The following is a 23,634-nucleotide window of genomic DNA, read 5'->3' as shown; positions in this document are numbered from 1 at the left end:
AAGTGAGCGCCCATCTGGGCGCTGGATGCCGGCCGTGACCAGGGCCGGTTCACACCAGTTTTCTGACTGCAAACGGGCCCGAAACCCGCCGGACTCAGTCCCGGCCGTACACCCCGGGCTCGCCCGGCGGACGGTTCTTGAACCTTTTGTGCACCCAGTAGTACTGCTCGGGCATGGTGGCGATGAAGGCCTCCAGCCGGCGGTTCATCTCGGCCGTGTCGGCGGTGGCGTCGCGCGTCGGGTAGTCCTGCCAAGGCGGCATGACCATGACCTCGTAGCCCGACGGGGTGAGTCGGGTGACGATCGGAACCACAAGTGCGTCGGCCAGCCTGGCGAAGCGCGAGAGTGAGGTGATGGTGGCGGCCGGCACACCAAAAAACGGCACGAACACCGAGTCGCGTGCTCCGTAGTCCATGTCGGGCAGCAGGTACAAGGGTTCTCCAGCCCGCAAGGCCGCCACCAGCGGCTTGAGGCCCTGGCGCCGGGCCACAATGTGCGGGTTGCCAAAGCGCTGACGGCCGTGGGCCATCCAGCGGTCCACATCGGGGTTGAGCTGAGCGGCGTAGATACCACAGCATCGGCGCTCCAGATGGGCTGTGAGTCCAGTCCAGCCAGCGTCCATGCCCACAAAATGCGGCGCGAACAACACCGTCGGCGTCTGCCCTGCCAGGGCTTGGACGTCACCACTCAGGGTGATGCGGCGCCGGACCCGCTCCGGCTCGCCCTCCCACAGCCAGCTGCGGTCCAGCCAGGCCTGGGCGAAATACACAAAGTGGCGCCGGACCGCCTGGCGGGTCTGGCGCTGGGTGGTGTGCGGAAAGCACAGTGCCCAGTTGGTGCGGGCGATGCGTCGCCGCCGCGCCGCCACCAGATGCAAGACCTGCCCCAGCAACCACCCCAGGCCACGCACCCAGGGCAGCGGCAAGTTGGCAAGCGCCCGCATGCAACCCAGCCCCAGGCGGTTGCTCCAGCGCGCGGGCTTGTTCGGTGAAGAGGGGGAGGAAGCGTCGGGCGTCAAGTCGGATGGGCGCTACAGATGGCAACTGGCAAGTGTCTCTCAGGTCCCGGGCAGCGCAGGTGGCGCTTTCGGTGCCTTGTAGCGGTCGTACGACCACAGGTACTGCCGCGGGCATTCTCGCACCAGCCGCTCCATGGCCTCGTTGATCTGGCGAGCCGCTGCCTGGGGGTCGGCCGATAGCGGGCGTTCGTGTGCCGCATCGAAGGTCCGCACGTGCACCAGGTAGCCACGCCCCCAGCTCAGACGCTCCCCCCAGATCAGCACCAGTTGCGCACCGGCCGTTTGGGCAAGTCGGGCCGACAGCGTCATGGTGTAGGCATCGCGGCCAAAAAAGGGCGCCCACACACCCTGCCCCTGCGGCGGCACCTGGTCAGGCAGCAGACCGACCGCCTGACCTGACTTCAGCGCCTTGATCAGCTGCTTCACGCCGGCCAGTGTGGTGGCCGCGGTGTGCAGGCCAGGTCGGTCGCGCGCAGTGACCATGAGCTCGCTCAGCCATGCCTGGCGCGCTGGCCGGTACAACACCGTGACCGGTTGCGCAGCGCCAAACCGCTGGGCGTAGGCCTGTGCGGTGATCTCAAAGCAGCCCAGGTGCGGCGTCAGAAACAGCACACCCGAGCCGTGCGCCTGAGCGGCCTCGATGCAGGCCGCACCCTCCCAGCCCACCCGCACAGGCCGGCCCAGCCACAACCGTGGCAATTCGGCCACCAGCTTGCCCGACTCTCCCACCGACGACAGCGCAACGCGGCGCGAAACGCCGGCCTGTGCTGCGTGGGCAAACAGTCGGCGCCGGTAGCGCGGCGACAACAAAAAACTGGCCCAGCCCAGGCACCAGCCCATGCCATGCAGCACCGGCAGGGGGAAGTGACTCACGGCAACAAACAGACTGCGCAACACGGTGTTCAGGAGACGTCCATCGAGAGGGGAGGTCACAGCGGATCGGCCAGGGGCGCAACCGGCCATGGACAAAGGTCGATTCAAATTGCTCTAAAATCGCCCTATCGCCGAGTTACTGAACTAATTGCGGGGCGATTCATAAATTCCGCTAAAGCGTTCGCCGAACTCCGACAGGCCGGCAACGCCGATCAACCTAACCGGAGTTTATCTACATGGCGAACGACTTTCTCTTCACGTCCGAATCCGTCTCTGAAGGCCATCCCGACAAGGTGGCCGATCAGATTTCCGATGCCATCCTGGACGCCATCTTCAAACAGGACCCGCGCAGCCGCGTGGCCGCCGAGACCCTGACCAACACCGGTCTGGTCGTGCTCGCGGGCGAGATCACCACCAACGCCCACGTCGACTACATCCAGGTCACGCGCGACACCATCCAGCGTATCGGCTACGACAACACCGAGTACGGCATCGACTACAAAGGCTGTGCGGTCATGGTCTGCTACGACAAGCAGAGCAACGACATCGCACAGGGCGTGGACCACGCGTCCGACGATCACCTCAACATCGGCGCTGGCGATCAGGGCCTGATGTTCGGCTACGCCTGCGACGAAACGCCCGAGCTCATGCCCGCGCCGATCTATTACGCGCACCGACTGGTGGAGCGCCAGGCCCAACTGCGCAAAGACGGCCGCCTGCCTTTCCTGCGCCCGGACGCCAAGAGCCAGGTCACCATGCGCTATGTGGACGGCAAGCCACACAGTATCGACACCGTGGTGCTGTCCACTCAACACAGCCCGGACCAGAGCGAAACCGCCACCAAGATGAAGGCCAGCTTCATCGAGGCGGTTATCGAAGAGATCATCAAGCCGGTGCTCCCCAACGAATGGCTGAAGGACACCAAGTACCTGATCAACCCGACCGGGCGCTTCGTGATTGGCGGTCCGCAGGGCGACTGCGGCCTGACCGGGCGCAAGATCATCGTGGACACCTACGGCGGTGCCTGCCCCCACGGCGGCGGTGCCTTCAGCGGCAAGGACCCGAGCAAGGTCGACCGCTCGGCCGCCTACGCGGCACGCTATGTGGCCAAAAACGTGGTCGCCGCCGGCCTGGCCCGCCAGTGTCAGGTGCAGGTGGCCTACGCCATCGGCGTCGCCCGTCCGATGAACATCACTGTCTACACCGAAGGCACCGGCGTGATCCCGGACGACAAGATCGCCGCCCTGGTCAACGAACACTTCGATCTGCGCCCCAAGGGCATTGTTCAGATGCTGGATCTGCTGCGCCCGATCTACGAGAAAACCGCCGCCTACGGCCACTTCGGCCGCGAAGAACCCGAATTCACCTGGGAAAGAACAGACAAAGCCTCTGTCTTGCGTGCGGCGGCCGGCCTGAAATGACATCCGCCCTCGCCGGGTAAGTCAAAGGCAATCACACCGAACAAGCCCCTGGTCTTCGCCAGGGGCTTTTTGTTGCCTGTGTCACACGCGAACCCGTTGCGGGGCAACAAATCCTGAATTTTTCCCCTGCGCTTCCGATAAGACCTGCACGACCTTGGTCCGCAGACCATCTACCGATCTGGAGCCCTGAACATGCCAACCAACGATTGCCTGGACCCGAGCGCATCGCCCACCAACGATGCAATGCCTTCGGCCGCCGAACGCATCCAGGCGCTGGAGCAAGCGCTGGCTCGCGCCGAGTCCCTGTACGAGCAGGCGCCCTGCGGCTACCTGTCCATCGACGCCGATCTGCGAGTGGTCAACATCAACCAGACCCTCAGGGGCTGGCTTGGATTCTCCAAGGTCGACCTTTCGGGTCAGCCGCAGGTGCTCAGTTTTGTTGATGCCGAGTGGCACCCTGCCATCCGCGCACGAATGGCAGAGCTCAGTGACCAAGGTCAGAGCACGGCACTGGAGCTGACCATTCGGCGGCGCGATGGCACTCCCCTGCACGCCCTGCTCAGCTCCACGCCGGTGTGGGACGCAGCCGGCAACTTTCTTTACTGCAACACCATGGTGCAAGACATCGGCGCGCGTCGCGCTGTGGAAGAGCGGCTGGCTGCACACGATGGATTCCTGCAGTCCATCACCGACCGCATTCCGGTGCAGCTTGCCTACTACGACAAAGACCTGATCTGCCAGTTTGCCAACACCGCCCATGCCATGAGCCAGGGCCGACTGGCCGGCGAGATGGTGGGTCTGCACCTGAGTCAGACGGTGGCAGCAGCCGAGCTGCCAGAGATCCTGCCTCATGTGGCCGAGGCGCTCAACGGTGTCTCCAAGAAATTTGAAGCCGAACACGTTGCCGCCGACGGTACCCGCAGCTTCCATGAAATCCACTACATCCCCGATGTGCAAAAGAACGTGGTCGAGGGCATTTTCATCGAGCTGCACGACATCACCGACCGCAAGCGCACCGAAGAGTTTGTGCTGGAGGCCAACCGCGATCTGGAGGAGCGCGTGCGCGAACGCAATGCCGAGCTGTTCCAGAGCGAGCAGCGATACCGCCTGATGGTCGACGCGATCCAGGACTACTGCATCTACTTCGTCGACGCCCAGGGCGTTGTCTCCGACTGGACCGAGAGTGCCCAGCGCCTGCATGGCCACAGCCGTTCGCAAATGCTGGGCAAGTCGTACACCGAGCTGCTGGCCACCGGCAACGGCGGCGAGGACGAGGTCGATGCGAGCCAGGTGATGCGCTTGGCCCAGGCTCATGGCCAGTGGGAAACGCGTGGCTGGCGACTGCGCGACGATGGCTCGCGCTTCTGGGCCCACACCGTGCTGACTGCTCTGCGCAACGAAGCCGGCGAGCTTCAAGGTCTGTCTGCGATCACCCGCGACATGACGGCGGCCAAAAGCCTGGAGGACGTGATGAACGACCTCAATCGCGAGCTTGAAAAGCGCGTGGCCGAACGCACGCAGCAACTGGTGGCCGCCAACAAAGACCTCGATGTGTTCTCGCACATGGTGTCGCACGACCTGCGCGCGCCGCTGCGCCACATCGCCAGCTTTGTGAGCCTGCTGATCGAACACATGGGCGACACCACCGACAAACTGGCGATGCAGTACCTCAGCAGCATCGCCAAGTCGAGCAAGCGCATGAGTCACATGATCGAAGGTTTGCTCGAATACGCGCGTCTGGGCCGGGTGGCGGTGGAAGCTCAGCCAGTGCCCCTGGCGCCGCTGCTCGAAAGCGTCATGGCTCATCTCAAGCAGGAAAACCCCGAGCGCTCCATCGAATGGGTGATTGAGGACGACCTGCCCGTGGTTCGCGGCGACGCGATGCTGCTCGCCCAGGCCTGGAGCAACCTGCTGGGCAATTCGGTGAAGTACACCCGACCGCGTGAACACGCGCGCATCGAGGTGGGCTGGAAAGTCAACCCGGTGGGCGGCCGAACCTTTTATGTGCGTGACAACGGCGTCGGCTTTGACCTGGCCAAGGCACACAACCTGTTCGTGATGTTTCAGCGACAGCACCACTCGATGGATTTTGAAGGCACCGGCACTGGCCTGGCCCTGGCCCAGCGCATCATCGAACGCCACAACGGCCGGATATGGGCCGAAACATCGATCGACGAAGGCTGCACCTTCTTCTTCACCCTGCCCTTCGAGGGCCTGGAACCTGAGCTGGACTTCCCTCGCTCCGCCATGGCCGAGCTATCGCTCTGAGCCTGGTCCTGGAAGCGGGCGGCCGCCTCGCGCGGCCATAATCCACGCGTGACCGCTGCCGCTCCCGACACCCCGTTCGACGCCCTTTTCTCCCTGCGCGGCCAGACAGCCCTGCTCACGGGGGCCAGCCGCGGGCTGGGTCTGGCCATGGCCTGCGGTCTGGCCGCTCATGGGGCCAAGGTGTGGATCAATGGCCGTGACCCGCAGTCGCTGCTCGGCGCGGTAGCCCGGGTGAACGCCGCCGGCCAGGCCGCAGGCGGGAGCGGGCACGCCTTGCCCTTTGATGTGACCGATGAAACCGCCGCACGCAGCGCCATAGACCGGGTGCTGGCGTCCGATGGTCGGCTCGATGTGCTGGTCAACAACGTCGGCCAGCGCCGTCGCCAGGCGCTGACCGAGCTGCCTGCGAAGGCCTTGCGGGACCTGCTGGAGAGCAACCTCGTGTCGGCCTGGCAGCTGAGCCGCGAGGTCGCAACCACCATGCGCGCACAGGGCAGCGGCCGCATCATCAACATCACCTCCATCGCCGGCCCGATTGCGCGCGCCGGTGATGCCGCATACACCACGGCCAAAGGTGGCCTGGAAGCCATGACCCGGGCGCTGGCCGCCGAGCTCGGCCCGCACGGCATCACCGTCAACGCCATTGCCCCCGGTTATTTCGCCACTGAGGCCAATGCCAGCTTGGTGCAAGACCCGCAGACGCTGGCCTGGCTACAACAGCGCAGCTCCCTGGGCCGCTGGGGGAAACCCGAAGAAGTGTCCGGTGCCGCTGTTTTCCTGGCCAGCCAGGCGGGCAGTTACATCACCGGGCAGGTGATCGTGGTAGACGGCGGCTACCTGGCGCATTTCTGACCCTGGCGCAGCCGCTTGGCGGCCTTTCCGCGGCCCGGGAGAAAGTCTGTTGCCGCAAAAAAGACCCTCCGGTCTTGAAAAGGCCCCATCCCGCCCTTATCATTAGCACTCGCTGGAGAGGAGTGCTAACACCACCCCTCCAAGTCGATCAACGGTCTCAGGCACCCCGTTCGGGTGCGGTGAACCGATGTGAGTCCATACCAACCGTTCTATTTCAGGAGATGCAATGAACCTTCGTCCTCTCGCCGATCGCGTGATCGTCAAGCGCATTGACAGCGAAACCAAAACCGCCTCTGGCATTGTCATTCCCGACGCGGCCGCTGAAAAGCCTGACCAGGGTGAAATCATGGCCGTTGGTCCCGGCAAGAAAAACGACAAAGGCGAGCTCGCCACCATGAACGTCAAGGTCGGCGACCGCGTTTTGTTCGGCAAGTACAGCGGTCAGACCGTCAAGGTCGACGGCAACGAACTGCTGGTCATGAAAGAAGACGACCTGTTTGCGGTCGTTGAGAAGTAAGCCGTCGCCCCGTCCATCCCCCATTTACTGAATCCGGAGAAATCAACATGGCAGCAAAAGACGTCATTTTCGGCGGCGAAGCCCGCGCACGCATGGTCGAGGGTGTGAACATCCTGGCCAACGCGGTCAAAGTCACCCTGGGCCCCAAGGGCCGCAATGTGGTGCTGGAGCGCTCGTTCGGCGCCCCCACCGTGACCAAGGACGGTGTGTCCGTGGCCAAGGAAATCGAGCTGAAAGACAAGCTTCAGAACATGGGTGCGCAGATGGTCAAGGAAGTCGCTTCCAAGACCTCTGACATCGCTGGCGACGGCACCACCACCGCCACCGTGCTGGCTCAGGCCATCGTGCGCGAAGGCATGAAGTACGTGGCCGCCGGCATGAACCCGATGGACCTCAAGCGCGGTATCGACAAGGCCGTGACGGCGCTGGTTGAGGAGCTGAAGAAGGCTTCCAAGGCCACCACCACCTCCAAGGAAATCGCGCAAGTCGGCTCCATCTCGGCCAACAGCGACGAGACCATCGGCAAGATCATCGCCGACGCCATGGACAAAGTGGGCAAAGAAGGCGTGATCACTGTGGAAGACGGCAAGTCGCTGGAGTCCGAGCTCGACGTGGTCGAGGGCATGCAGTTCGACCGTGGCTACCTCAGCCCGTACTTCATCAACAACCCCGAGAAGCAGGCCGCCCTGCTGGACAACCCATTCGTGCTGCTGTACGACAAAAAGGTCTCCAACATCCGTGACCTCCTGCCCGTGCTGGAGCAGGTGGCCAAGGCTGGCCGTCCGCTGCTGATCATTGCCGAAGACGTCGAAGGCGAAGCCCTGGCGACCCTGGTGGTCAACACCATCCGCGGCATCCTGAAAGTGGTGGCTGTGAAGGCCCCTGGCTTCGGCGACCGCCGCAAGGCCATGCTGGAAGACATCGCCATCCTGACGGGGGGCAAGGTCATCGCCGAAGAGGTGGGCCTGACGCTGGAAAAGGTGACCCTGGCCGACCTGGGCTCTGCCAAGAGCATCGAAGTGGGCAAGGAAAACACCACCATCATCGACGGTGCCGGTGCATCGGCCGACATCGAAGCCCGCGTGAAGCAAATCCGCGTGCAGATCGAAGAAGCCACCAGCGACTACGACCGTGAGAAGCTGCAAGAGCGCGTGGCTAAGCTGGCCGGCGGTGTGGCCGTGATCAAGGTCGGCGCTGCCACCGAAGTCGAGATGAAGGAGAAGAAAGCCCGCGTGGAAGACGCCCTGCACGCCACGCGCGCTGCGGTGGAAGAAGGCATTGTGGCCGGTGGTGGCGTGGCCCTGCTGCGCGCACGCCAAGCCGCTGGCACCATCAAGGGTGACAACGCCGATCAAGACGCCGGCATCAAGCTGGTGATGAAAGCGGTTGAAGCGCCCCTGCGCGAAATCGTGGCCAACGCCGGTGGCGAGCCGTCGGTGGTGGTCAACGCCATCCTGGCAGGCAAGGGCAACCACGGCTTCAACGCCGCCAACGACACCTATGGCGACATGATCGAGATGGGCATTCTGGACCCCACGAAAGTGACCCGCACCGCGCTGCAGAACGCTGCTTCGGTTTCCAGTCTGATGCTGACCACCGAGTGCATGGTCGCCGAGTCCCCGAAGGACGACGCACCTGCCGGTGGCATGGGTGGCGGCATGGGTGGCATGGGCGACATGGGCGGCATGGGCATGTAATTGCTAATTGCCTGAGACGCCATGCCGGCGTTGCAAGGGCTTGCCGTGGCGCTGCCACTGTCTACGCCCTCGCGCCTTGGCCTGGCGTCTCATGCTGCGTCGGAATGCATCACTGCTTGCCGACAAGACACCAAGAAAAAACCCCGCGAATCGCTTCGCGGGGTTTTTTCTTGGGAGCGCCGGAAAGCGCTCACTTCATCATGGCTTCCAGCTTGATCGTGTCGGCCACGAAGGCGCGGATGCCTTCGGCCAGCTTCTCGGTGGCCATCGCGTCTTCGTTCAGGGCGAAGCGGAACGCGGCTTCGTCGTACTGGACGAAAGGGATGTCCATGGCTTTGGTCGCATCGGCGCCGAGCGCCCGGGTCAGCGGGGCGTCGCTGGCGGCCAGCTGGGACAACAGGTCGGGGCTGATGGTGAGCAGGTCGCAGCCAGCCAGCGCCGTGATCTGGCCCAGATTGCGAAAGCTTGCGCCCATCACTTCGGTGGCGATACCGTGTTTTTTGTAGAAGTTGTAGATGGCGCGCACCGACTTCACACCCGGGTCATTGGCGCCCGCCATGGCGGCCTCGTCCCATGTGGCGCCAGCATTCTTTTTGTACCAGTCGTAAATACGGCCCACAAACGGCGAAATCAGTTGCACCTTGGCCTGCCCGCAGGCCACCGCCTGGGAAAAAGAGAAGAGCAAGGTGAGGTTGGTGTGGATGCCGTCGCGCTCCAGCCGCTCGGCCGCCTGGATGCCTTCCCAGGTGGAGGCGATCTTGATCAGCACACGGTCTACATGCACACCCTCGCCCTGGTAGAGATCAATGATGCGCCGCGCGCGGCTCACCGTGGCTTCGGTGTCAAAGCTCAACCGGGCATCCACCTCGGTCGAGACTCGACCCGGAATGATCTTGAGGATTTCGCCACCGAAGCGCACCAGCAGGCGGTTCATGGTCTCGTCCAGACCTTCGGCGCCGTGGCGCGCCACCACCTCGTGCAGCAAGTGAGCGTATTCGGGCTTCTGCACCGCTTTCAGGATGAGCGACGGGTTGGTGGTCGCGTCCTGCGGCGTGTAAGCAGCGATCTGGTTGAAGTCGCCGGTGTCGGCCACGACCGTGGTGAATTGTTTGAGGGCTTCAAGCTGGTTCATGCCTCGATTATCGGTGCCCCGGGTTTCACCGAATCGGGGAATGTCTGTAACCAAGTTACCATTTGCCATGCTCGACCGAATCAAAGCCTCCCTCCCGTCGCTAGCACCTGCTGAACAGCGTGTGGGCAAACTGGTGTTGCTCGACCCGCGCACTTTTGCCAGCCTGCCGGTGACCGAACTCGCGTTGCGCGCCCATGTGAGCAAGCCCACCGTGGTGCGCTTCTGCCGCAGCATGGGTTACGACGGTCTGTCCGACTTCAAACTCAAGCTGGCCGGCACGGTCAGCGAAGGTGTGCCCTTCATCCACCGCAGCGTCGACGCCGACGACAAGGTGGGCGACGTGCTGGTGAAGGTGATCGACAACACGGTGGCGGCCTTTCTGAAATACCGCAACGACGCCTCAGCGCACGCGGTGGAAAAGGCGGTCGACGCCCTGTACGCCACCTACAAAAACCGCGGGCGCATCGAGTTTTATGGAGCCGGCAACTCGGGCATCGTGGCGCAGGACGCACAGCACAAGTTTTTTCGCCTGGGCATCAACGCCATCGCCTACAGCGACGGTCACATGCAGGTGATGGGCGCTTCGCTGCTGAGCCCGGGTGACTGCCTGGTGATCGTGTCCAACTCGGGCCGCACCCGCGACCTGATGGACGCGGCCGACATCGCTCGCAAACACGGCGCCACAGTGATCTGCATCACGACCAGCGGCTCGCCCTTGGCACAGGCCGCCCACATCCACCTCGCCGCCGACCACCCCGAAGGCTACGACCGCTACAGCCCCATGACCTCGCGTCTGATGCACCTCATGGTGATCGACGTGGTGGCCACTTGCCTGGCGCTCCGCATCGGTGGCACAAAGCTGCAACCACTGCTCAAGGAGATGAAAAACAATCTCCGGAGCAAGAGGTACGCGTAGCCGTGCGCGCTCAGAGCCAGGCATTCCCCCTGCGCCGCTGACGCGGCTTCCCCCCGGATGGGGGACGATGCCTGTGGCCCGGCAAACCCGGTTCCACGGCCTCCTGGACTTTCGGACACGCGCGCCGAATCTGTTTTTTCACCTCGCACTCGAACGCACCTCAGGACAATGGGTGCTTCCCGCAGCGAAGCAAAGGAGGAAGCTCGCGCAGCAAGCCGGGGGACATTCGCGGAGGGAAGCCCCCATTTTGGGCACTAGCGCCCAACTCTCAGGGCGTCAGATGCGCCCTTCCTGCACCGCATGACATGCCACGCGAACACCGCCAAAGCTTTGCAGCACCGGCCGCTCGTTCCGGCAGCGGTCGTTGGCGTGTGGACAGCGCGGGTTGAAAGCGCAGCCTTCGGGCGGGTTGAGCGGATTGGGCACTTCGCCACTGACCGGCGTGCGAGCGCGGCCGGTATCGTGCATCTTGGGAATGGCATCGAGCAGCATGCGCGTGTAGGGGTGGCGCGGGCTGTCGAACAACGTGTGCTTGGGCGCCAGCTCCACCAGCCGACCAAGGTACATCACGCCCACCTGGTCACTCACGTGGCGCACCACCGCCAGGTTGTGGCTGATGAACAGGTAGGTCAGTCCGCGCTCGCGCTGCAGGTCCTTCATGATGTTGAGCACCTGCGCCTGAACGCTCACATCCAGCGCCGAGGTGGGCTCGTCGCACACCAGGAACTCGGGCTGGGTGGCCAGCGCGCGCGCGATGGAAATGCGCTGACGTTGCCCGCCGGAGAACTGGTGCGGGTACTTCACCCTGTCTTGCGGCGACAGGCCGACCGAACGCAGCAGATCATCCACCCGCTCATGCAGCGCCTCGGGATCAGTCTCGATCGCGTGCTCCCGCAACGGCTCGGCAATGATGTCTTCAACGATCCAGCGCGGGTTCAAGCTGGCATAAGGATCCTGGAAGATCATCTGGATGCGGCGGCGCAGCTGGCGGCCCTGGGGCGTCTTGAACGCGGCGTGCGCATCCTGCCCGTCGAACTCGAAGCCACCGCGCGTGGGCTCGTACAAACCCACCAGCAAACGCGCCACCGTGCTCTTGCCACAACCCGATTCTCCGACCAGCGCCAGCGTTTGCCCACGCGCAATGTCGAACGACACGCCATCGACCGCTCGCAGCAGCTGTCTCGGCTGGCGCTCCAGCACGCGGTTGAGCCAGGGCGCTGACACGTCAAAGGTCTTGGCGAGGTCGGTGGCGCGCACCAGGGGCGCTGCCTCGAAATCAGACACCACCGAAGGCGCCGAATCGGTTGCCTGCAGGTCGCTGGCTGCACCCTCTTCCGGCGCTGATTCGGACCGTTCTTCGGCCACAACGCCGCTGGACTCACCATCGGCCAGCCGACTTTGGCCAGCATGGCGTTCCATGGCTTTCTGGATCGACTTCATGGAGCCACCTCCTGCACCACGGCTGTCTGATCCGCATGCAGCCAGCAGGCGGCGCGCGTCGCGCCGGCGTCCAGCAGGTCGGGCCGTTCACGGTGACAGCGGTCAATCACGCGATCGCAGCGCGGGTTGTAGGCACATCCGGTCGGAATCGCGTTCAGCCGCGGCATGGCGCCATCGATCTGATGCAAGCGCTCTCGGTCCACAGTCATGTCGGGAATACAGGCCATGAGCCCGGCGGTATAAGGGTGCGCCGGGTGGTTGATCACCTCGTGCACCGGGCCGACTTCCGCAATGCGCCCGGCGTACATCACCGCCACCCGATCGCAGGTTTCGGCGATCACGCCCATGTCGTGCGTGATCAGCATCACCGCCGCTCCACGCTCCTTGCAGATGGTCTTGAGCAACGTGATGATCTGCGCCTGAATGGACACGTCGAGCGCAGTGGTCGGCTCGTCGGCCACGATGAGCTGCGGCTCTGCGGCAAGGGCCAGCGCGATCACCACACGCTGGCGCATGCCACCAGAGAACTGATGCGGATAGTGGTCGATCCGTTGCTCGGCCGCCGGAATGCCCGTGTCTCTGAGCAACTGGATCGCCCGCTGGCGTGCCTCAGCCTGGTTCACCGGCAAGTGCGTGGTGATGGTTTCGATCAGCTGCCGACCGACCGAGTAGAGAGGATTCAGCGAGGTCAGAGGGTCCTGAAAAATGGCGCCGATCTTGCGACCACGCACCTTGCGCATCTCTTCATAAGGCAGGTTGTCGATGCGCTCGCCGTGCAGCAGGATCTGGCCAGAGGCTACGCGGCCGGGTGGCTCCAGCAGACCGATGATGGACGCACCAGTGAGGGATTTTCCAGCACCCGATTCGCCAACCACACCCAGAATTTCACCGGGCGCGATCGCGAACGAAATATCGTCCAGTGCACGCAGCGTGCCCCGCCGGTGCGGGAACTCGACGACGAGGTTGTTGACTTCAAGCAGGCTCATGTGCAATTCACGGTGTACCCGTGCGGAGAACGTGCCTTGGTCAGCACGCAACGAGGAACCCGCTTCGCCCGACCACAGGTGCAGTCTCCTTGAAGGGAAGACGCGAAGCGGCGCAGTGGGGTCATCGAAGCCTTGGATTCAGTGCGTCGCGCAGCCAGTCGCCCAGCAGATTGACCGACAGCGCAATCAGCACCAGCATCAGGCCAGGGAAGATGGTGATCCACCACTCGCCGGAAAACAGGTAGTCGTTGCCCACACGGATCAGCGTGCCCAGTGAGGGCGAGGTGGGTGGCGCGCCTACGCCCAGAAACGACAAGGTGGCTTCGGTGATGATGGCGGTGGCCACCTGGATGGTCGCCAGCACCAGCACCGGACCCATCACATTGGGCAGCACATGGCCGCGCATGATGCGCAGCGGCGCCACACCGGTCACGCGCGCGGCCTGCACGTATTCTTTGTTGCGCTCCACCAGCGTGGAGCCGCGCACGGTGCGCGCGTACTGCACCCAGCCGGTGAGCGTGATAGAGACGATCAGCACACCAAAGGCCAGCGCCTCATGCGCGTTCGGGAACAAGGCGCGACCCACGCCGGCAATCAGCAGCGCCACCAGAATGGCGGGAAAAGACAGCATCACGTCGCACAGGCGCATCAGCACACTGTCGACCCAGCCACCCAGGAAACCGGCGGCCAATCCAAAACCCACACCGATCACGACCGACAGCACCACTGAAGCGATGCCTACCGCCAGCGAGATCCGTGCGCCGTACATCAGCGCCGACAAAATATCTCGCCCCTGGTCATCAGTACCCAGCAAGAAGGCGCGGCTGCCGCCTTCGCTCCAGGCGGGAGGCAGTCGCGCGTTCGACAACTCCAGCGTGGCGAGGTCAAACGGGTTGTGCGGTGCCACCCAGGGCGCGAACACCGCGCAGAAGATGCACACAAACGCGATCAGAGCCGCGACGATGGCGGTGGGCGAATTGCGAAAGCTGTGCCCGATGTCACCATCGAGCCAGCGGCGGGTAGCAGCGATCAAATCAATGCCTCAAAAAACCGAAAAGAAACCATCAGCCGCTCGACCCGCGAGCAGCGCGACGTATTGCCGCCCAGGATGCCGCAGAACCGCCTGCGCCGAGCCTCCGGCATTGCCCCCTGGGGGTCGATGCCGAAGGCAGCGCAGGGGATTCATTTCACCGACATGAACCGGAACGGCATCACGTTGTCGGCGAGCTGCACCAGTTGCACGTTGTTCGCCACGCCCCATGCCAGCGCCTGCTGGTGCAGCGGCAGATGCCCGATGTCGTCGGCATGGATCGTGAACGCTTGCTTGATCATCGCGTTGCGCTTGGCCTTGTCGGTCTCCGACTGGATCTGCAGCGTGAGTTCATCGACCTTGGGATTGCAGTAAGCGCCCAGGTTGAACTGGCCAGCGCCCTTGTCGTCCACGCAGCGCATGAGCGCGTTGAGCGGGTTGTGCGAGTCGTAGGTGCTCGGGGTCCAGCCCAGCAGGTAGAAGCTGGTGTCGCGCTTCAGAATCTTGGGGAAGTAGGTGCCCTTGGTCTCGGCTTGCAGGTTGATCTTCACACCGACACGCGCCAGATTCGCAGCCACCGCCTGGCAGATGTTGCTGTCGTTGACATAGCGGTCGTTCGGGCAGTTCATGCTGACTTCGAAGCCGTTGGGGTAGCCCGCGTCGGCCAGCAGCTTCTTGGCTGCATCCGGGTCGTAGGGCAGGCGCTTGTCCATGGTCTCGTCAAAACCGTTGATGCCCGGGCCCACCATGAGGGCGGTGGGACGAGAGGCACCTCGCATCACCGTCTTCTGGATGCCTACGATGTCGATCGCCTGGTAGAAGGCCTGGCGAACTCGCTTGTCCTTGAACGGGTTCTTGCCCTTGACGTTGGAGTACAGCAGCTCGTCGCGCTTCTGGTCCATGCCCAGGAAGATGGTGCGCAGCTCGGGGCCTTGCAGCACGCGCGCCTTGCCGCTGGCGGTGATGCGTGCGACGTCCTGCAGCGGCACCGGTTCGATCACGTCCACCTGGCCCGAGAGCAGCGCGGCCACGCGGGTGGCGTCGTTGCCGATCGGCGTGTACTCGACGTTGATCACATTGCCTTCGATCTTGCCCCAGTAGGCGCCATTGCGCACAAAGGTGGTCTTGACGTTGGGCTGGCGCTCGCGCAGGCGGAAGGGACCGGTGCCATTGGCCTTGAACGAAGCGGTGTTTTCAACGCCTTTGCGGCGATCGACCGGCCTGGTCGCGCCGTTTTTCTCAGACCAGTCCTTGCTCATGATGTAGAAGAAGGAGAACACGTCGGGCAAGATGGGAAACGGCGCTTTGGTCTCGAAGTCCACCGTGTGGCTGTCGACTTTGCGCACTTCCTTGATGTCGTTGGTGTAGCTGCGCATATCAGACCCCTCGCCCGAGCCGCGCGCAAAGCTGAACACCACGTCATCGGCAGTGAAGGGGGTGCCGTCGTGGAATTTCACGCCTTTGCGAAGCTCAAAACGCCACACGTTCGGCGACACCTGTTTCCAGGCCGTGGCCAGCGCCGGCGTCAGCGCCAGATTCTTGTCTCGTCCTACCAGCGGTTCGTAGACGTTGCCGGTCACGCTGAGCTGCGTGGTCTCGTTGAGCGAATGCGGATCCATCGACAAGGCGTCGCCCTGATTGCCGATGCGCACGGTTTGCGCAAGCGCCGCGCCCGACATCGTGGCGAGCACCAATGAGGTGGTCAATGCATGTTGAAATTTCATGGTTCGCTCCTGATAGAAATGGGCGTTGCTGGAATGGGACCGGCCAATGAGCGCCGACCTAGGGAGACTGGTGCAAGGGCATGCCATGCTCGATGATGCTCGCATGCAGCGCAGCGCCGAGCGGCAGTACGTCGTCATTGAAATCGTATCGCGTGTTGTGCAAGAAGCAGCTTCCTTCGCCACCCTGACCCAGGCGCAGGTAGGCGCCAGGCTTGACCTGCAGCATGAAGGAAAAATCTTCGGCCCCCATGCTGGGGTCCATCTGGCGGTCGACATGCTCATGACCGACGAGCTTTTGCGCCACTTCGGCGGCAAAACGTGCTTCGGTGGGTGTGTTGATGGTGGCGGGATAGATGCGTTCGTAGTGCACATGGACCGAAGCCCCCAGACCCAAGGCGACGCCCGAACAGACTTCGTGCAGCCGCTTCTCCACCAGGTCTTGCACCTCAGGGCTGAAGCTGCGCACTGTGCCGACCAGCGTGGCCTTGCCTGGCACGACGCTGAAGGCACCCATGTCTCCCGCCTGCATGGCACACAGGCTGACCACGGCGCTGTCGACGGCACGCACATTGCGCGAAACGATGCTTTGAACCGCAGTGATGATATGGGCTGAAACGAGTACCGGATCCACCGCGAGATAGGGGTGGGCGCCGTGCCCGCCCTTGCCGGTGATTTCGATCGTGATGCGGTCGGCCGCGGCCATCATCGGTCCGGGGTTCACGCCGATGGTGCCCGGCTTCATTTGCGGCCAGTTGTGCATGCCGTACACCGAGCTGACTGGAAAGCGGTCAAACAGACCGTCTTCGATCATGGCCTTGGCACCGGCAAAACCTTCTTCGCCCGGCTGGAAGATCAGCACCGCCGTGCCATCAAAATGCCGCGTTTCGGCCAGGTAGCGCGCGGCGCCCACCAGCATGGCGGTGTGGCCGTCGTGACCACAGCCGTGCATCATGCCCGGCCGGGTGGACTTCCAGGCGAAGTCGTTGTGCTCGGTAATGGGCAGCGCATCCATGTCGGCTCGCAAGCCGATCATCTGGCCACTGTTGCGTTGAAGGCCGTGGATCAGCGCGACCACGCCGGTCTTGCCGATGCCGGTGTGAATCTCGTCCACACCGCAGACCTTGAGCGCTTCCACCACGCGTTGCACGGTGTAGTGCTCCTCGAACCCGATCTCCGGGTGCGCATGCAGATCCCGGCGCAACGCGGTGAGCTCCGGGTGAAACGCCGCAATATGCGAAAACGCGCGGCCGTGTGCCTTGATTCGGGGTGCGAGCATCTTCAGTGCCCCCCTGCCTTTTCGACGCGCAACCTCGGATCCACCGCGAAATACAGCAGGTCCACGATCAGGTTGATGATGACGAAGATCAGCGCAATCAGGCACAAGTAGGCCGCCATCACCGGAATGTCGGCAAAGGTGACGGCCTGGATGAACAGCAGGCCCATGCCCGGCCACTGGAACACCGTCTCGGTGATGATGGCAAAGGCGATCAGTCCACCAAGCTGCAGGCCGGTGATCGTCATCACCGGCACCAGCGTGTTCTTGAGCGCATGGCCAAAGTGCACCGCGCGGTTGGTCAGGCCCCGGGCGCGGGCGAACTTGATGTAATCGGTGCGCAGCACCTCCAGCATCTCGGCGCGCACCAGTCGCATGATGAGGGTGAGCTGGAAAATCGCCAGCGTGATGGCGGGCAGCGTGATGTGCAGCCAGCCCTTGGCCGTGAGCAGCCCGGTGGTCCACCAGCCGACCTGCACCACATCACCGCGCCCAAAGCTCGGGAACCAGCCCAGTTGCACCGCAAACACCAGGATCAGCAGGATGCCGATCAGAAAAGTGGGCAGGGACACACCCAGCAGCGAGATCGTCATGAACAGCTGGCTCACGAAGGTGCCACGCTTGAGGGCAGCGTACACCCCCATCGGAATGCCGACCACCAGCGCCAGCACACCGGCCACCAGCGCCAGCTCCAGCGTGGCCGGCAGGCGCTCGCCGATCAGGCGCGACACGCTGGCCCCCTGGCGCAGGCTGATACCAAATTCACCCTGCACCGCATTGGCAAGAAAGTGCCAGAACTGCACCACAAAGGGCTTGTCAAGCCCCAGATCGGCGCGCAGCTCACGCACCTGCTCGGGGGTGGCGTCTTGTCCGAGCAGGAACACCACTGGGTCGCCCACATACTGAAACAGCATGAACGCGATCAGCGCGACACTGACCATGACGACCACGGCCTGAGCGAGCCGGCGAAGAATGAAAGCGAACATGTATTACGGCAGAAGAAGGGGGCCTGCCCACGCGGTGAGCGGCCCCCTGGGATACTGACTCGAAATCAGTTTACCTTGATCAGACGCCAGTCCAGCCGGTTGTCGGCGCGGTGCACCACATCGATGTTTTTCTTCATCGCCCAGGGGATCACCTGATTGTGAAGCGGGATGTGCGCAACATCCTGGTTCTGCAGAATCAACGCTCTGTTGAGCAGTTCGGTGCGCAGCTTGAGATTGGTCTCTTTCTTGGCGCGCTCGATCAGACCATCCATCTGCGGGTTGCTGTAGCGACCCACGTTGTAGTTGCCGTCACCCTGGGCGCCGACGGTGCGCACCAGCGACTGCAACGAGTACATCGCATCAAAGGTCGGCACGCCCCAGCCGAGCATGTAGATGCTGGCCTCGTAGCGCTGGATCATGGGGAAATAGGTCACCAGCGGCAGGGTGCGCAGCTTGGCCTTGACGCCGATCCTGGCCCACATGGCAGTGACAGCCTGGCAGATGGCTTCGTCATTGATGTACCGGTTGTTCGGGCAGGCAAAGTCGACCTCAAAGCCGTTCGGGTAACCCGCATCGGCCAGCAGCTTCTGCGCCGCGGCCACGTTGAACGGGTAGCGCTTGTGCACCGCCTCGTTCCATCCATTGACCTGCGGTGCCACCAGCGCACCGGTGGGCTGACCCAGGCCGCGCAGCGTCACACGCGCGATGGTGTTGATGTCGATCGCCTGGTACAGCGCCTTGCGCACACGCTGGTCCTTGAGCGGGTTCTTGCCCTTGACGTCGCTGCCAGGCAGCTCGTCGCGGAATTGGTCCATGCCGAAGAAGATCGTGCGGTTCTCGATGCCGTCGACCACCTTCAGGTCAGGAGAGGCGCGCACGCGACCCAGGTCTTGTGGGCTGGGGTCGAGCACAAAGTCGACCTCACCCGAGAGCAGCGCCGCCATGCGCGTTGACACGTTTCTCACCGGGGTGTAAATCACCTCGGTCACGTTGCCTTCGGCCTTGCCCCACCACGCGGGGTTGCGGGTGAGCACCAGTTTCTGGTCAGGCTGCCACTCCTTGAGCGTGAACGGGCCGGTGCCCATGGCGTTGCGGTGGGCGAAGTTTTCGTCTTTGGTCTTGATGTCCTTGGGCGCGACGGAGTTGTTCTTCTCCGCCCAGGCCTTGTTCATCATGCGCAGCTCGGTGAGCTGGTTCAGCAGCACCGGGTTGGGGTCCTTGGTGAAGATGTCGATGGTGTTGGCATCCACTTTCACCACCTTGTCGATACCGGCCGTGTAGACCGCGAAGTTCGACGTTTTGGCCATGGCGCGCTCGATCGAGAAAACGGCGTCATCGGCAGAGAAGGTGCTGCCATCGTGGAATTTCACGCCTGTACGCAGGGTCAGGCGCAACTGGGTCGGCGTCATCTGCTTCCAGCCGGTGGCCAGCACGGGCTCGGCCTTGAAGGTGCGGCTGTTGTAGTACACCAGCGACTCATAGACCGAAGCGTGCACGCCGTTTGCCAGCGCGTTGTTCTGGGAATGGATGTCCCAGGTCGGGATGTCGCTGGCACTGGTCCACTTGAACGTTTTGGCTTGCACGCCAGCGGTGCCCAGAGCCAGGGCCGCACTCAGAAACGCCACGGAGTATTTCATTGGTTCACACCTCAAATAAATGACAGATGCCGGACTATGCAACATCCGTTCCCGTTCCAGAACGGGGCTAACCCGGATGACCCGTGTTGGGTGAGGAAATTTTGCCAGCAGGCGATGGCATGGCCGGCACAGCGGGCGCGTCCGCCGCAGCGTTTGAGGCTGGCCGCAGGTGCAGCGCACCGTACCAGGCCTGCAACGCGCTTTCGGTGTTGTCGGTGTCGGTCATGAGCGCGATCGCCAGCAGCGGGCCCGGTTCTTCACCAAAAGCGCGCACAAAATCGGCGCGCACGTCCCGTCTGTAGTCGAGCCACTGCCCGAGTTGGGTCGGCCCTGAGGCCACCACCAGCTTGCGGATGCGGTCGGTGCGCGGGTTGAGGATCACCGTCTCCAGCGGCTCGTGCGCACTCCACACGTAGGACAGCGTGGCAAACGGCAACTCTTCCCCGGTGATCAGGCGGCTGAGTTCAGACAGGCGGTGGGCCCGAGGCGAGAGGCGCGAACGGTCACCCCCAAAGGCCAGCACCACCCGCACCGGCGAGTCTTCGGTCTGAGCGTCGCGCATGTCTGCCCCGATGGGCAGGCTGTCGATCTTCCAGGAAAAATCCAGCTGGCCGACGTTCACCGCAGGGTTGGCGAAACGCTGGCGCAGGATGCTCACCGACCGGTCCGCCCGCACACGCAATGCAGGACGGCCCATGACCGTTGACGCTTCAAACGGCGCGCTGCGTTTGCCAGGCAGCGCAAACACTTCCCAGGCCGGCTCTGAAGCGGGCGTGCTGAGCAAGCGCAATGCAAATGGTTGCAGGTCCGCCTCTGGCGAGCGCCCCGCAGTGGAGTCACCACTCAGATTCGCGCATCCCGTGAGCACGGCGCAAGCCAGCGGCAGCACCACCCAATGCATGCGCTTAGCAGCCGCTGGAAGCCGTGAGAAGAGAACAAAGACCCATCGCATCAAGCACATCCCACAGTGGGTGGACGCACCCCTTGTTTTCACCTTTCCGGGGGAAGCGCAAGCCCCGATTGTGCCCCTACATTTCACCTCGCTGGCATCCCTGTCCAGCGCCTGTCCTCGGCTCTGTACCGAGGACAGGTCCAACATGAACCCCGTCAAAACCGCAAGGAGGACTCCATGAAAGTCATTCACCGTTTGTTCGCTGCCCTGCTCGCCTTGACCGCCGCCGCCTTCGCTGCCGTGGACGTCAACAATGCCAGCGTCGCCGACCTCGACAGCATCAAAGGCATCGGCCCCGGCACCTCGGCCAAGATCCTGGACGCCCGAAAGAGCGCCAAGTTCAAGGACTGGGGCGACCTCATCGAGCGCGTGCCCGGCATTGGCGACAAGCGGGCGGCCAAGCTGTCGGAGCAAGGGCTGACGGTGAATGGCGACGCGTTCAAACCATCGGCGTCGAAAACGGCATCCAGGCCGCAAAAGGTGCCCGAAAAAGCCGTTGCTGGGACCAAGGTTGTGAAAGACGACGGGAAACAATGACAGGTTGGGGAGGCGGTGCCAATCACGCCCATGAAAAAAGCCGCTGGGCAACCAGCGGCTTTTTCTGTCCTGAGACGAAGCGGCCAAGGCCGCGACCATCAGAAGGAGTGGCGCACGCCCACAGCCGCCAGATCCTCTTCGGTCCGGCCTTCCTTGCGATCCTGGACACGGTAACCAGCGTACACCACGGTGCGCTTCGACAGGCTATAGGTTGCTGCAATGCTGTAGCCGTTGTCCGCTTCACCACCTTTGAACTTGGAACTGGCGTAGCCCACCGACAGCATCAGGGCGCTGCTCAGGGGTACATCAGCGCCCACCTGGAAGGAATTGGCCTTCAAACCAGCTGTGCCACCGGTGTTGTCGGTGGTGTAGTAGCTGCCCAAGAGCTTGGCCATGCCCAGGTCGTACGAACCGTTGATGATCGTGCCTTCCTGGTCACCGTTGGCTTCGTCTTTTTCGTAGCCCAGGTTCACGGCGATTGGGCCATTGGCGTACGACAGGCTGAAGGCGCTCAGCTTGCCACCAGCGGCGTTGCCCTTGAGCTGGGTGCTGGCGGCTGCAGTGAAGCCAGCGAACTCAGGAGAAGCGTAGTACAGCTGGGCATCGGCGGCGCCGTTGTAGCTGTTCAGCCAGACGCTGTTGGCCGACAAAGCCGAGTCGAAACCGCTGTTGGACAGACCAAACACATCGTCCATCGGGTTCCAGCCACGGCCCAGCTTGATGGTGCCGAAACCGCCGCTGAGGCCCACATTGGCCTGACGGTCAAACGTCTTGGCGTTGGTAGCGCCGTCGGTCAGCTGAAGCTTCTGCTCGAAGGTGAAGTTGGCGGTGAGGCCACCACCCAGGTCCTCGGAGCCTTTGAAGCCGAGACGGCTGGTGGACAGGCCACCGTTGCCCATCTTCACGCCGACGCCGTCGTTCTTCTGGTTGCCCACCCACAGATCGGCGATGCCGTACAGAGTGAGGCTGGACTGCGCCATGGCGGCGCCGGAAGCGGCCAGTACGGCCAAGGCAACAAGTGATTTTTTCATGATGGTTTCCCGGTAAAAACAAAACTGCCCGACCCATTGAGCCGGACCCTAAGCAAACGCACACCTTTATCTTAGCGAGCCCAAGCTTGAGCAAAGGGTTTCCCCTCGCTTATTTCCCTTGATGGGCATCGGCTGTGGCAAATTGCAGACAAATCTAAGCAAGAGGCAGGCCAGTCGCAAGCACCTGGTTCTTCGCCACCTTCGCGCTACACAAGAAAAACCCCGCGGGTGCAAGCACCCGCGGGGTTGTGTTCTGCTTTCGCGCTGGTCAAGCCAGCGAGCGATCAGAAGTTGTGGCGAATGCCAACGCTGAAGTTGTTCACGTCGTCAATAGCCTTTCCCTTGCCATCACGCAGGAACGCGACGTAGGTGAAGGTGCGCTTGCTCAGCGGGTACTTGACTTCCACCAGCAGGTTGGTGTCCTTGAAGCCGGTGTCGCGAGCGATGTCCAGCGTCAGAGCAACAGGGCCGAGCGTCGTCGATGCGCCGATTGCGAAACCCTTGCTGTCCACGGCGGTGGTATCGGCTGGGTCAATGTAGGCACCAGCGACCTTGAAACCACCGAAGTCGTAGTTTGCGCCGATGTGAACGTTGTCGTCAGAACCGCTGACCTTGTTGTAGCCCAGAGCAACGGCTAGAGGGCCGCCACGGTAGATCACGTTCAGGTCGGTCTTGGCATTGCCGCCGTTGTTGCCCTTCAGGATGTAACCCAGGGTCGCGCTCACGCCACCGAAGCTGGGGGTGGTGTAGGCGATCTGGTTGCTATTACGCGTACCGCCCAACACCGTGCTAACGCCGGAATTGAACTGGCTGCCAACCACCGAATAGTTGGCGGTGCTGGTCAGCTCCCAAGCAGCAAGAGCAAAGAACGAAGGGTTCAGGCTGCGACCCAATCGAACTTCACCGAAGCCGCCCATCAAATTCATGTACGCTGCGCGCGAGAAGTAGTTACCACCGCTCTGGTTCACAGAACCATCGGCCAAACTGAGGGATGCCTCGAAGTTGAAGCCAGCCTTGAGGCCGCCACCGAGGTCTTCGGTGCCACGCACGCCCCAGCGGCTGTTGCCGTTGTTCATGCCGCCGGAGCTGGAGAAGGCGGCGTCGACACCGGTGGTCTTGACGATAGCTGCGTCGGCCACGCCGTACAGGGTGACGGAAGATTGGGCAAATGCGGCGCTGGTGGCTGCAACTGCGGCCAGGGCAATCAGGGTCTTTTTCATTGAGAAGTTCTCCAGGGTTGAAAAAAGAGGCTGCGGGTCTGTTGCCCTCAAGCCAACCTCCGTTGTTGGAAGCTGAGGTGATTGCACCAGAAGGGCTCGTGGGATGCAAAGCTTTCGAGGGAAA

At 63.0% G+C, this 23,634-nt stretch carries 20 protein-coding genes; 7 read left to right on the top strand and 13 right to left on the bottom strand.

The window, feature by feature from the left end; all coding sequences use genetic code 11:
• Nucleotides 1-94: 94 nt before the first annotated feature.
• Together QUV25_RS05890 and QUV25_RS05885 are read right to left on the bottom strand one after the other, a co-directional pair.
• Nucleotides 95-1,018, bottom strand: a complete 924-nt coding sequence (locus QUV25_RS05890) for a lipid A biosynthesis acyltransferase (RefSeq protein WP_300862295.1) — start codon at nucleotides 1,016-1,018, stop codon at nucleotides 95-97.
• 39 nt (nucleotides 1,019-1,057) lie between these two features.
• Nucleotides 1,058-1,912, bottom strand: a complete 855-nt coding sequence (locus QUV25_RS05885; protein WP_300863061.1) for a lysophospholipid acyltransferase family protein — start codon at nucleotides 1,910-1,912, stop codon at nucleotides 1,058-1,060.
• Between the two features lie 215 nt (nucleotides 1,913-2,127).
• Here QUV25_RS05885 and metK point away from each other — a divergent pair, with 215 nt between their 5' ends.
• The 5 genes from metK (at nucleotide 2,128) to groL (ending at nucleotide 8,646) form a co-directional block, all read left to right on the top strand.
• A complete protein-coding gene (metK, locus tag QUV25_RS05880) occupies nucleotides 2,128-3,312 on the top strand; it encodes a methionine adenosyltransferase (RefSeq protein WP_300862293.1) in 1,185 nt (394 codons plus the stop codon).
• Between the two features lie 192 nt (nucleotides 3,313-3,504).
• Nucleotides 3,505-5,580 (top strand): PAS domain S-box protein, encoded by a 2,076-nt coding sequence (locus QUV25_RS05875; protein WP_300862292.1) that lies wholly within the window; start codon nucleotides 3,505-3,507, stop codon nucleotides 5,578-5,580.
• Nucleotides 5,581-5,628: 48 nt separating this feature from the next.
• Nucleotides 5,629-6,432 carry an SDR family oxidoreductase gene (locus QUV25_RS05870; RefSeq protein ID WP_300862291.1) on the top strand — a complete coding sequence of 268 codons (804 nt, stop codon included), beginning with the start codon at nucleotides 5,629-5,631 and terminating at the stop codon, nucleotides 6,430-6,432.
• Between the two features lie 226 nt (nucleotides 6,433-6,658).
• Nucleotides 6,659-6,949: a co-chaperone GroES gene (locus QUV25_RS05865; protein ID WP_300862290.1), complete on the top strand. Its 291-nt coding sequence runs from the start codon at nucleotides 6,659-6,661 to the stop codon at nucleotides 6,947-6,949.
• Nucleotides 6,950-6,996: 47 nt separating this feature from the next.
• A complete protein-coding gene (gene groL / locus QUV25_RS05860) occupies nucleotides 6,997-8,646 on the top strand; it encodes a chaperonin GroEL (RefSeq protein WP_300862289.1) in 1,650 nt (549 codons plus the stop codon).
• Between the two features lie 190 nt (nucleotides 8,647-8,836).
• Here groL and tal read toward each other — a convergent pair whose 3' ends face one another.
• Nucleotides 8,837-9,778, bottom strand: a complete 942-nt coding sequence (gene tal / locus QUV25_RS05855) for a transaldolase (RefSeq protein ID WP_300862288.1) — start codon at nucleotides 9,776-9,778, stop codon at nucleotides 8,837-8,839.
• 67 nt (nucleotides 9,779-9,845) lie between these two features.
• Between tal and QUV25_RS05850 the strand changes: the two genes are divergently transcribed.
• Nucleotides 9,846-10,694 (top strand): SIS domain-containing protein, encoded by an 849-nt coding sequence (locus tag QUV25_RS05850; protein ID WP_300862287.1) that lies wholly within the window; start codon nucleotides 9,846-9,848, stop codon nucleotides 10,692-10,694.
• A 276-nt stretch (nucleotides 10,695-10,970) separates the two neighbouring features.
• On the opposite strand, the gene QUV25_RS05845 is transcribed toward QUV25_RS05850, so the two are convergent.
• The 8 genes from QUV25_RS05845 to QUV25_RS05810 all read right to left on the bottom strand — a co-directional run bounded on the left by QUV25_RS05845 (nucleotide 10,971) and on the right by QUV25_RS05810 (nucleotide 20,671).
• A complete protein-coding gene (locus QUV25_RS05845) occupies nucleotides 10,971-12,134 on the bottom strand; it encodes a dipeptide ABC transporter ATP-binding protein (RefSeq protein ID WP_300862286.1) in 1,164 nt (387 codons plus the stop codon).
• The gene (locus QUV25_RS05840; RefSeq protein WP_300862285.1) at nucleotides 12,131-13,120 is read right to left on the bottom strand and encodes an ABC transporter ATP-binding protein; all 990 of its coding nucleotides are present in this window, start codon (nucleotides 13,118-13,120) and stop codon (nucleotides 12,131-12,133) included. Before QUV25_RS05840 ends, QUV25_RS05845 begins: the two co-directional genes overlap by 4 nt.
• A gap of 121 nt (nucleotides 13,121-13,241) precedes the next feature.
• The gene (locus tag QUV25_RS05835) at nucleotides 13,242-14,150 is read right to left on the bottom strand and encodes an ABC transporter permease (protein ID WP_300863059.1); all 909 of its coding nucleotides are present in this window, start codon (nucleotides 14,148-14,150) and stop codon (nucleotides 13,242-13,244) included.
• A 152-nt stretch (nucleotides 14,151-14,302) separates the two neighbouring features.
• A complete protein-coding gene (locus tag QUV25_RS05830; protein ID WP_300862284.1) occupies nucleotides 14,303-15,874 on the bottom strand; it encodes an ABC transporter substrate-binding protein in 1,572 nt (523 codons plus the stop codon).
• A 58-nt stretch (nucleotides 15,875-15,932) separates the two neighbouring features.
• Nucleotides 15,933-17,150, bottom strand: coding sequence for a M20 aminoacylase family protein (locus QUV25_RS05825; RefSeq protein WP_300862283.1), 1,218 nt, complete (start codon nucleotides 17,148-17,150; stop codon nucleotides 15,933-15,935).
• A 2-nt stretch (nucleotides 17,151-17,152) separates the two neighbouring features.
• Nucleotides 17,153-18,133, bottom strand: coding sequence for an ABC transporter permease (locus tag QUV25_RS05820; protein WP_300862282.1), 981 nt, complete (start codon nucleotides 18,131-18,133; stop codon nucleotides 17,153-17,155).
• Nucleotides 18,134-18,198: 65 nt separating this feature from the next.
• Complete coding sequence (locus tag QUV25_RS05815; protein WP_300862281.1) at nucleotides 18,199-19,770, bottom strand: ABC transporter substrate-binding protein; 1,572 nt, start codon at nucleotides 19,768-19,770, stop codon at nucleotides 18,199-18,201.
• Between the two features lie 67 nt (nucleotides 19,771-19,837).
• A complete protein-coding gene (locus QUV25_RS05810; protein ID WP_300862280.1) occupies nucleotides 19,838-20,671 on the bottom strand; it encodes a DUF3047 domain-containing protein in 834 nt (277 codons plus the stop codon).
• Nucleotides 20,672-20,917: 246 nt separating this feature from the next.
• Here QUV25_RS05810 and QUV25_RS05805 point away from each other — a divergent pair, with 246 nt between their 5' ends.
• Nucleotides 20,918-21,259, top strand: a complete 342-nt coding sequence (locus QUV25_RS05805; RefSeq protein WP_300862279.1) for a helix-hairpin-helix domain-containing protein — start codon at nucleotides 20,918-20,920, stop codon at nucleotides 21,257-21,259.
• Between the two features lie 98 nt (nucleotides 21,260-21,357).
• On the opposite strand, the gene QUV25_RS05800 is transcribed toward QUV25_RS05805, so the two are convergent.
• Entirely contained in the window at nucleotides 21,358-22,290 is a 933-nt protein-coding gene (locus QUV25_RS05800; RefSeq protein ID WP_300862278.1) for a porin, read from the bottom strand.
• Between the two features lie 284 nt (nucleotides 22,291-22,574).
• On the bottom strand, nucleotides 22,575-23,597 hold the full coding sequence (locus QUV25_RS05795) for a porin (protein WP_300862277.1): 1,023 nt from the start codon (nucleotides 23,595-23,597) through the stop codon (nucleotides 22,575-22,577).
• Nucleotides 23,598-23,634: the final 37 nt, after the last annotated feature.

Origin of the sequence: Hydrogenophaga sp. (assembly GCF_030373245.1) — a bacterium.
Taxonomy (GTDB): Bacteria; Pseudomonadota; Gammaproteobacteria; order Burkholderiales; family Burkholderiaceae_C; genus Hydrogenophaga.
This window is presented reverse-complemented; position numbering and strand designations above follow the sequence as displayed.

What these genes read in the sequence shown, in the direction of transcription:
- QUV25_RS05845 (WP_300862286.1), bottom strand. Translation starts at nt 12,134, where the DNA reads ATGAAGTCGATCCAGAAAGCCATGGAACGCCATGCTGGCCAAAGTCGG.
- QUV25_RS05840 (WP_300862285.1), bottom strand. Translation starts at nt 13,120, where the DNA reads ATGAGCCTGCTTGAAGTCAACAACCTCGTCGTCGAGTTCCCGCACCGG.
- QUV25_RS05830 (WP_300862284.1), bottom strand. Translation starts at nt 15,874, where the DNA reads ATGAAATTTCAACATGCATTGACCACCTCATTGGTGCTCGCCACGATG.
- QUV25_RS05825 (WP_300862283.1), bottom strand. Translation starts at nt 17,150, where the DNA reads ATGCTCGCACCCCGAATCAAGGCACACGGCCGCGCGTTTTCGCATATT.
- QUV25_RS05850 (WP_300862287.1), top strand. Translation starts at nt 9,846, where the DNA reads ATGCTCGACCGAATCAAAGCCTCCCTCCCGTCGCTAGCACCTGCTGAA.
- groL (WP_300862289.1), top strand. Translation starts at nt 6,997, where the DNA reads ATGGCAGCAAAAGACGTCATTTTCGGCGGCGAAGCCCGCGCACGCATG.
- QUV25_RS05810 (WP_300862280.1), bottom strand. Translation starts at nt 20,671, where the DNA reads ATGCATTGGGTGGTGCTGCCGCTGGCTTGCGCCGTGCTCACGGGATGC.
- QUV25_RS05820 (WP_300862282.1), bottom strand. Translation starts at nt 18,133, where the DNA reads ATGTTCGCTTTCATTCTTCGCCGGCTCGCTCAGGCCGTGGTCGTCATG.
- tal (WP_300862288.1), bottom strand. Translation starts at nt 9,778, where the DNA reads ATGAACCAGCTTGAAGCCCTCAAACAATTCACCACGGTCGTGGCCGAC.
- QUV25_RS05865 (WP_300862290.1), top strand. Translation starts at nt 6,659, where the DNA reads ATGAACCTTCGTCCTCTCGCCGATCGCGTGATCGTCAAGCGCATTGAC.
- metK (WP_300862293.1), top strand. Translation starts at nt 2,128, where the DNA reads ATGGCGAACGACTTTCTCTTCACGTCCGAATCCGTCTCTGAAGGCCAT.
- QUV25_RS05800 (WP_300862278.1), bottom strand. Translation starts at nt 22,290, where the DNA reads ATGAAAAAATCACTTGTTGCCTTGGCCGTACTGGCCGCTTCCGGCGCC.
- QUV25_RS05815 (WP_300862281.1), bottom strand. Translation starts at nt 19,770, where the DNA reads ATGAAATACTCCGTGGCGTTTCTGAGTGCGGCCCTGGCTCTGGGCACC.
- QUV25_RS05875 (WP_300862292.1), top strand. Translation starts at nt 3,505, where the DNA reads ATGCCAACCAACGATTGCCTGGACCCGAGCGCATCGCCCACCAACGAT.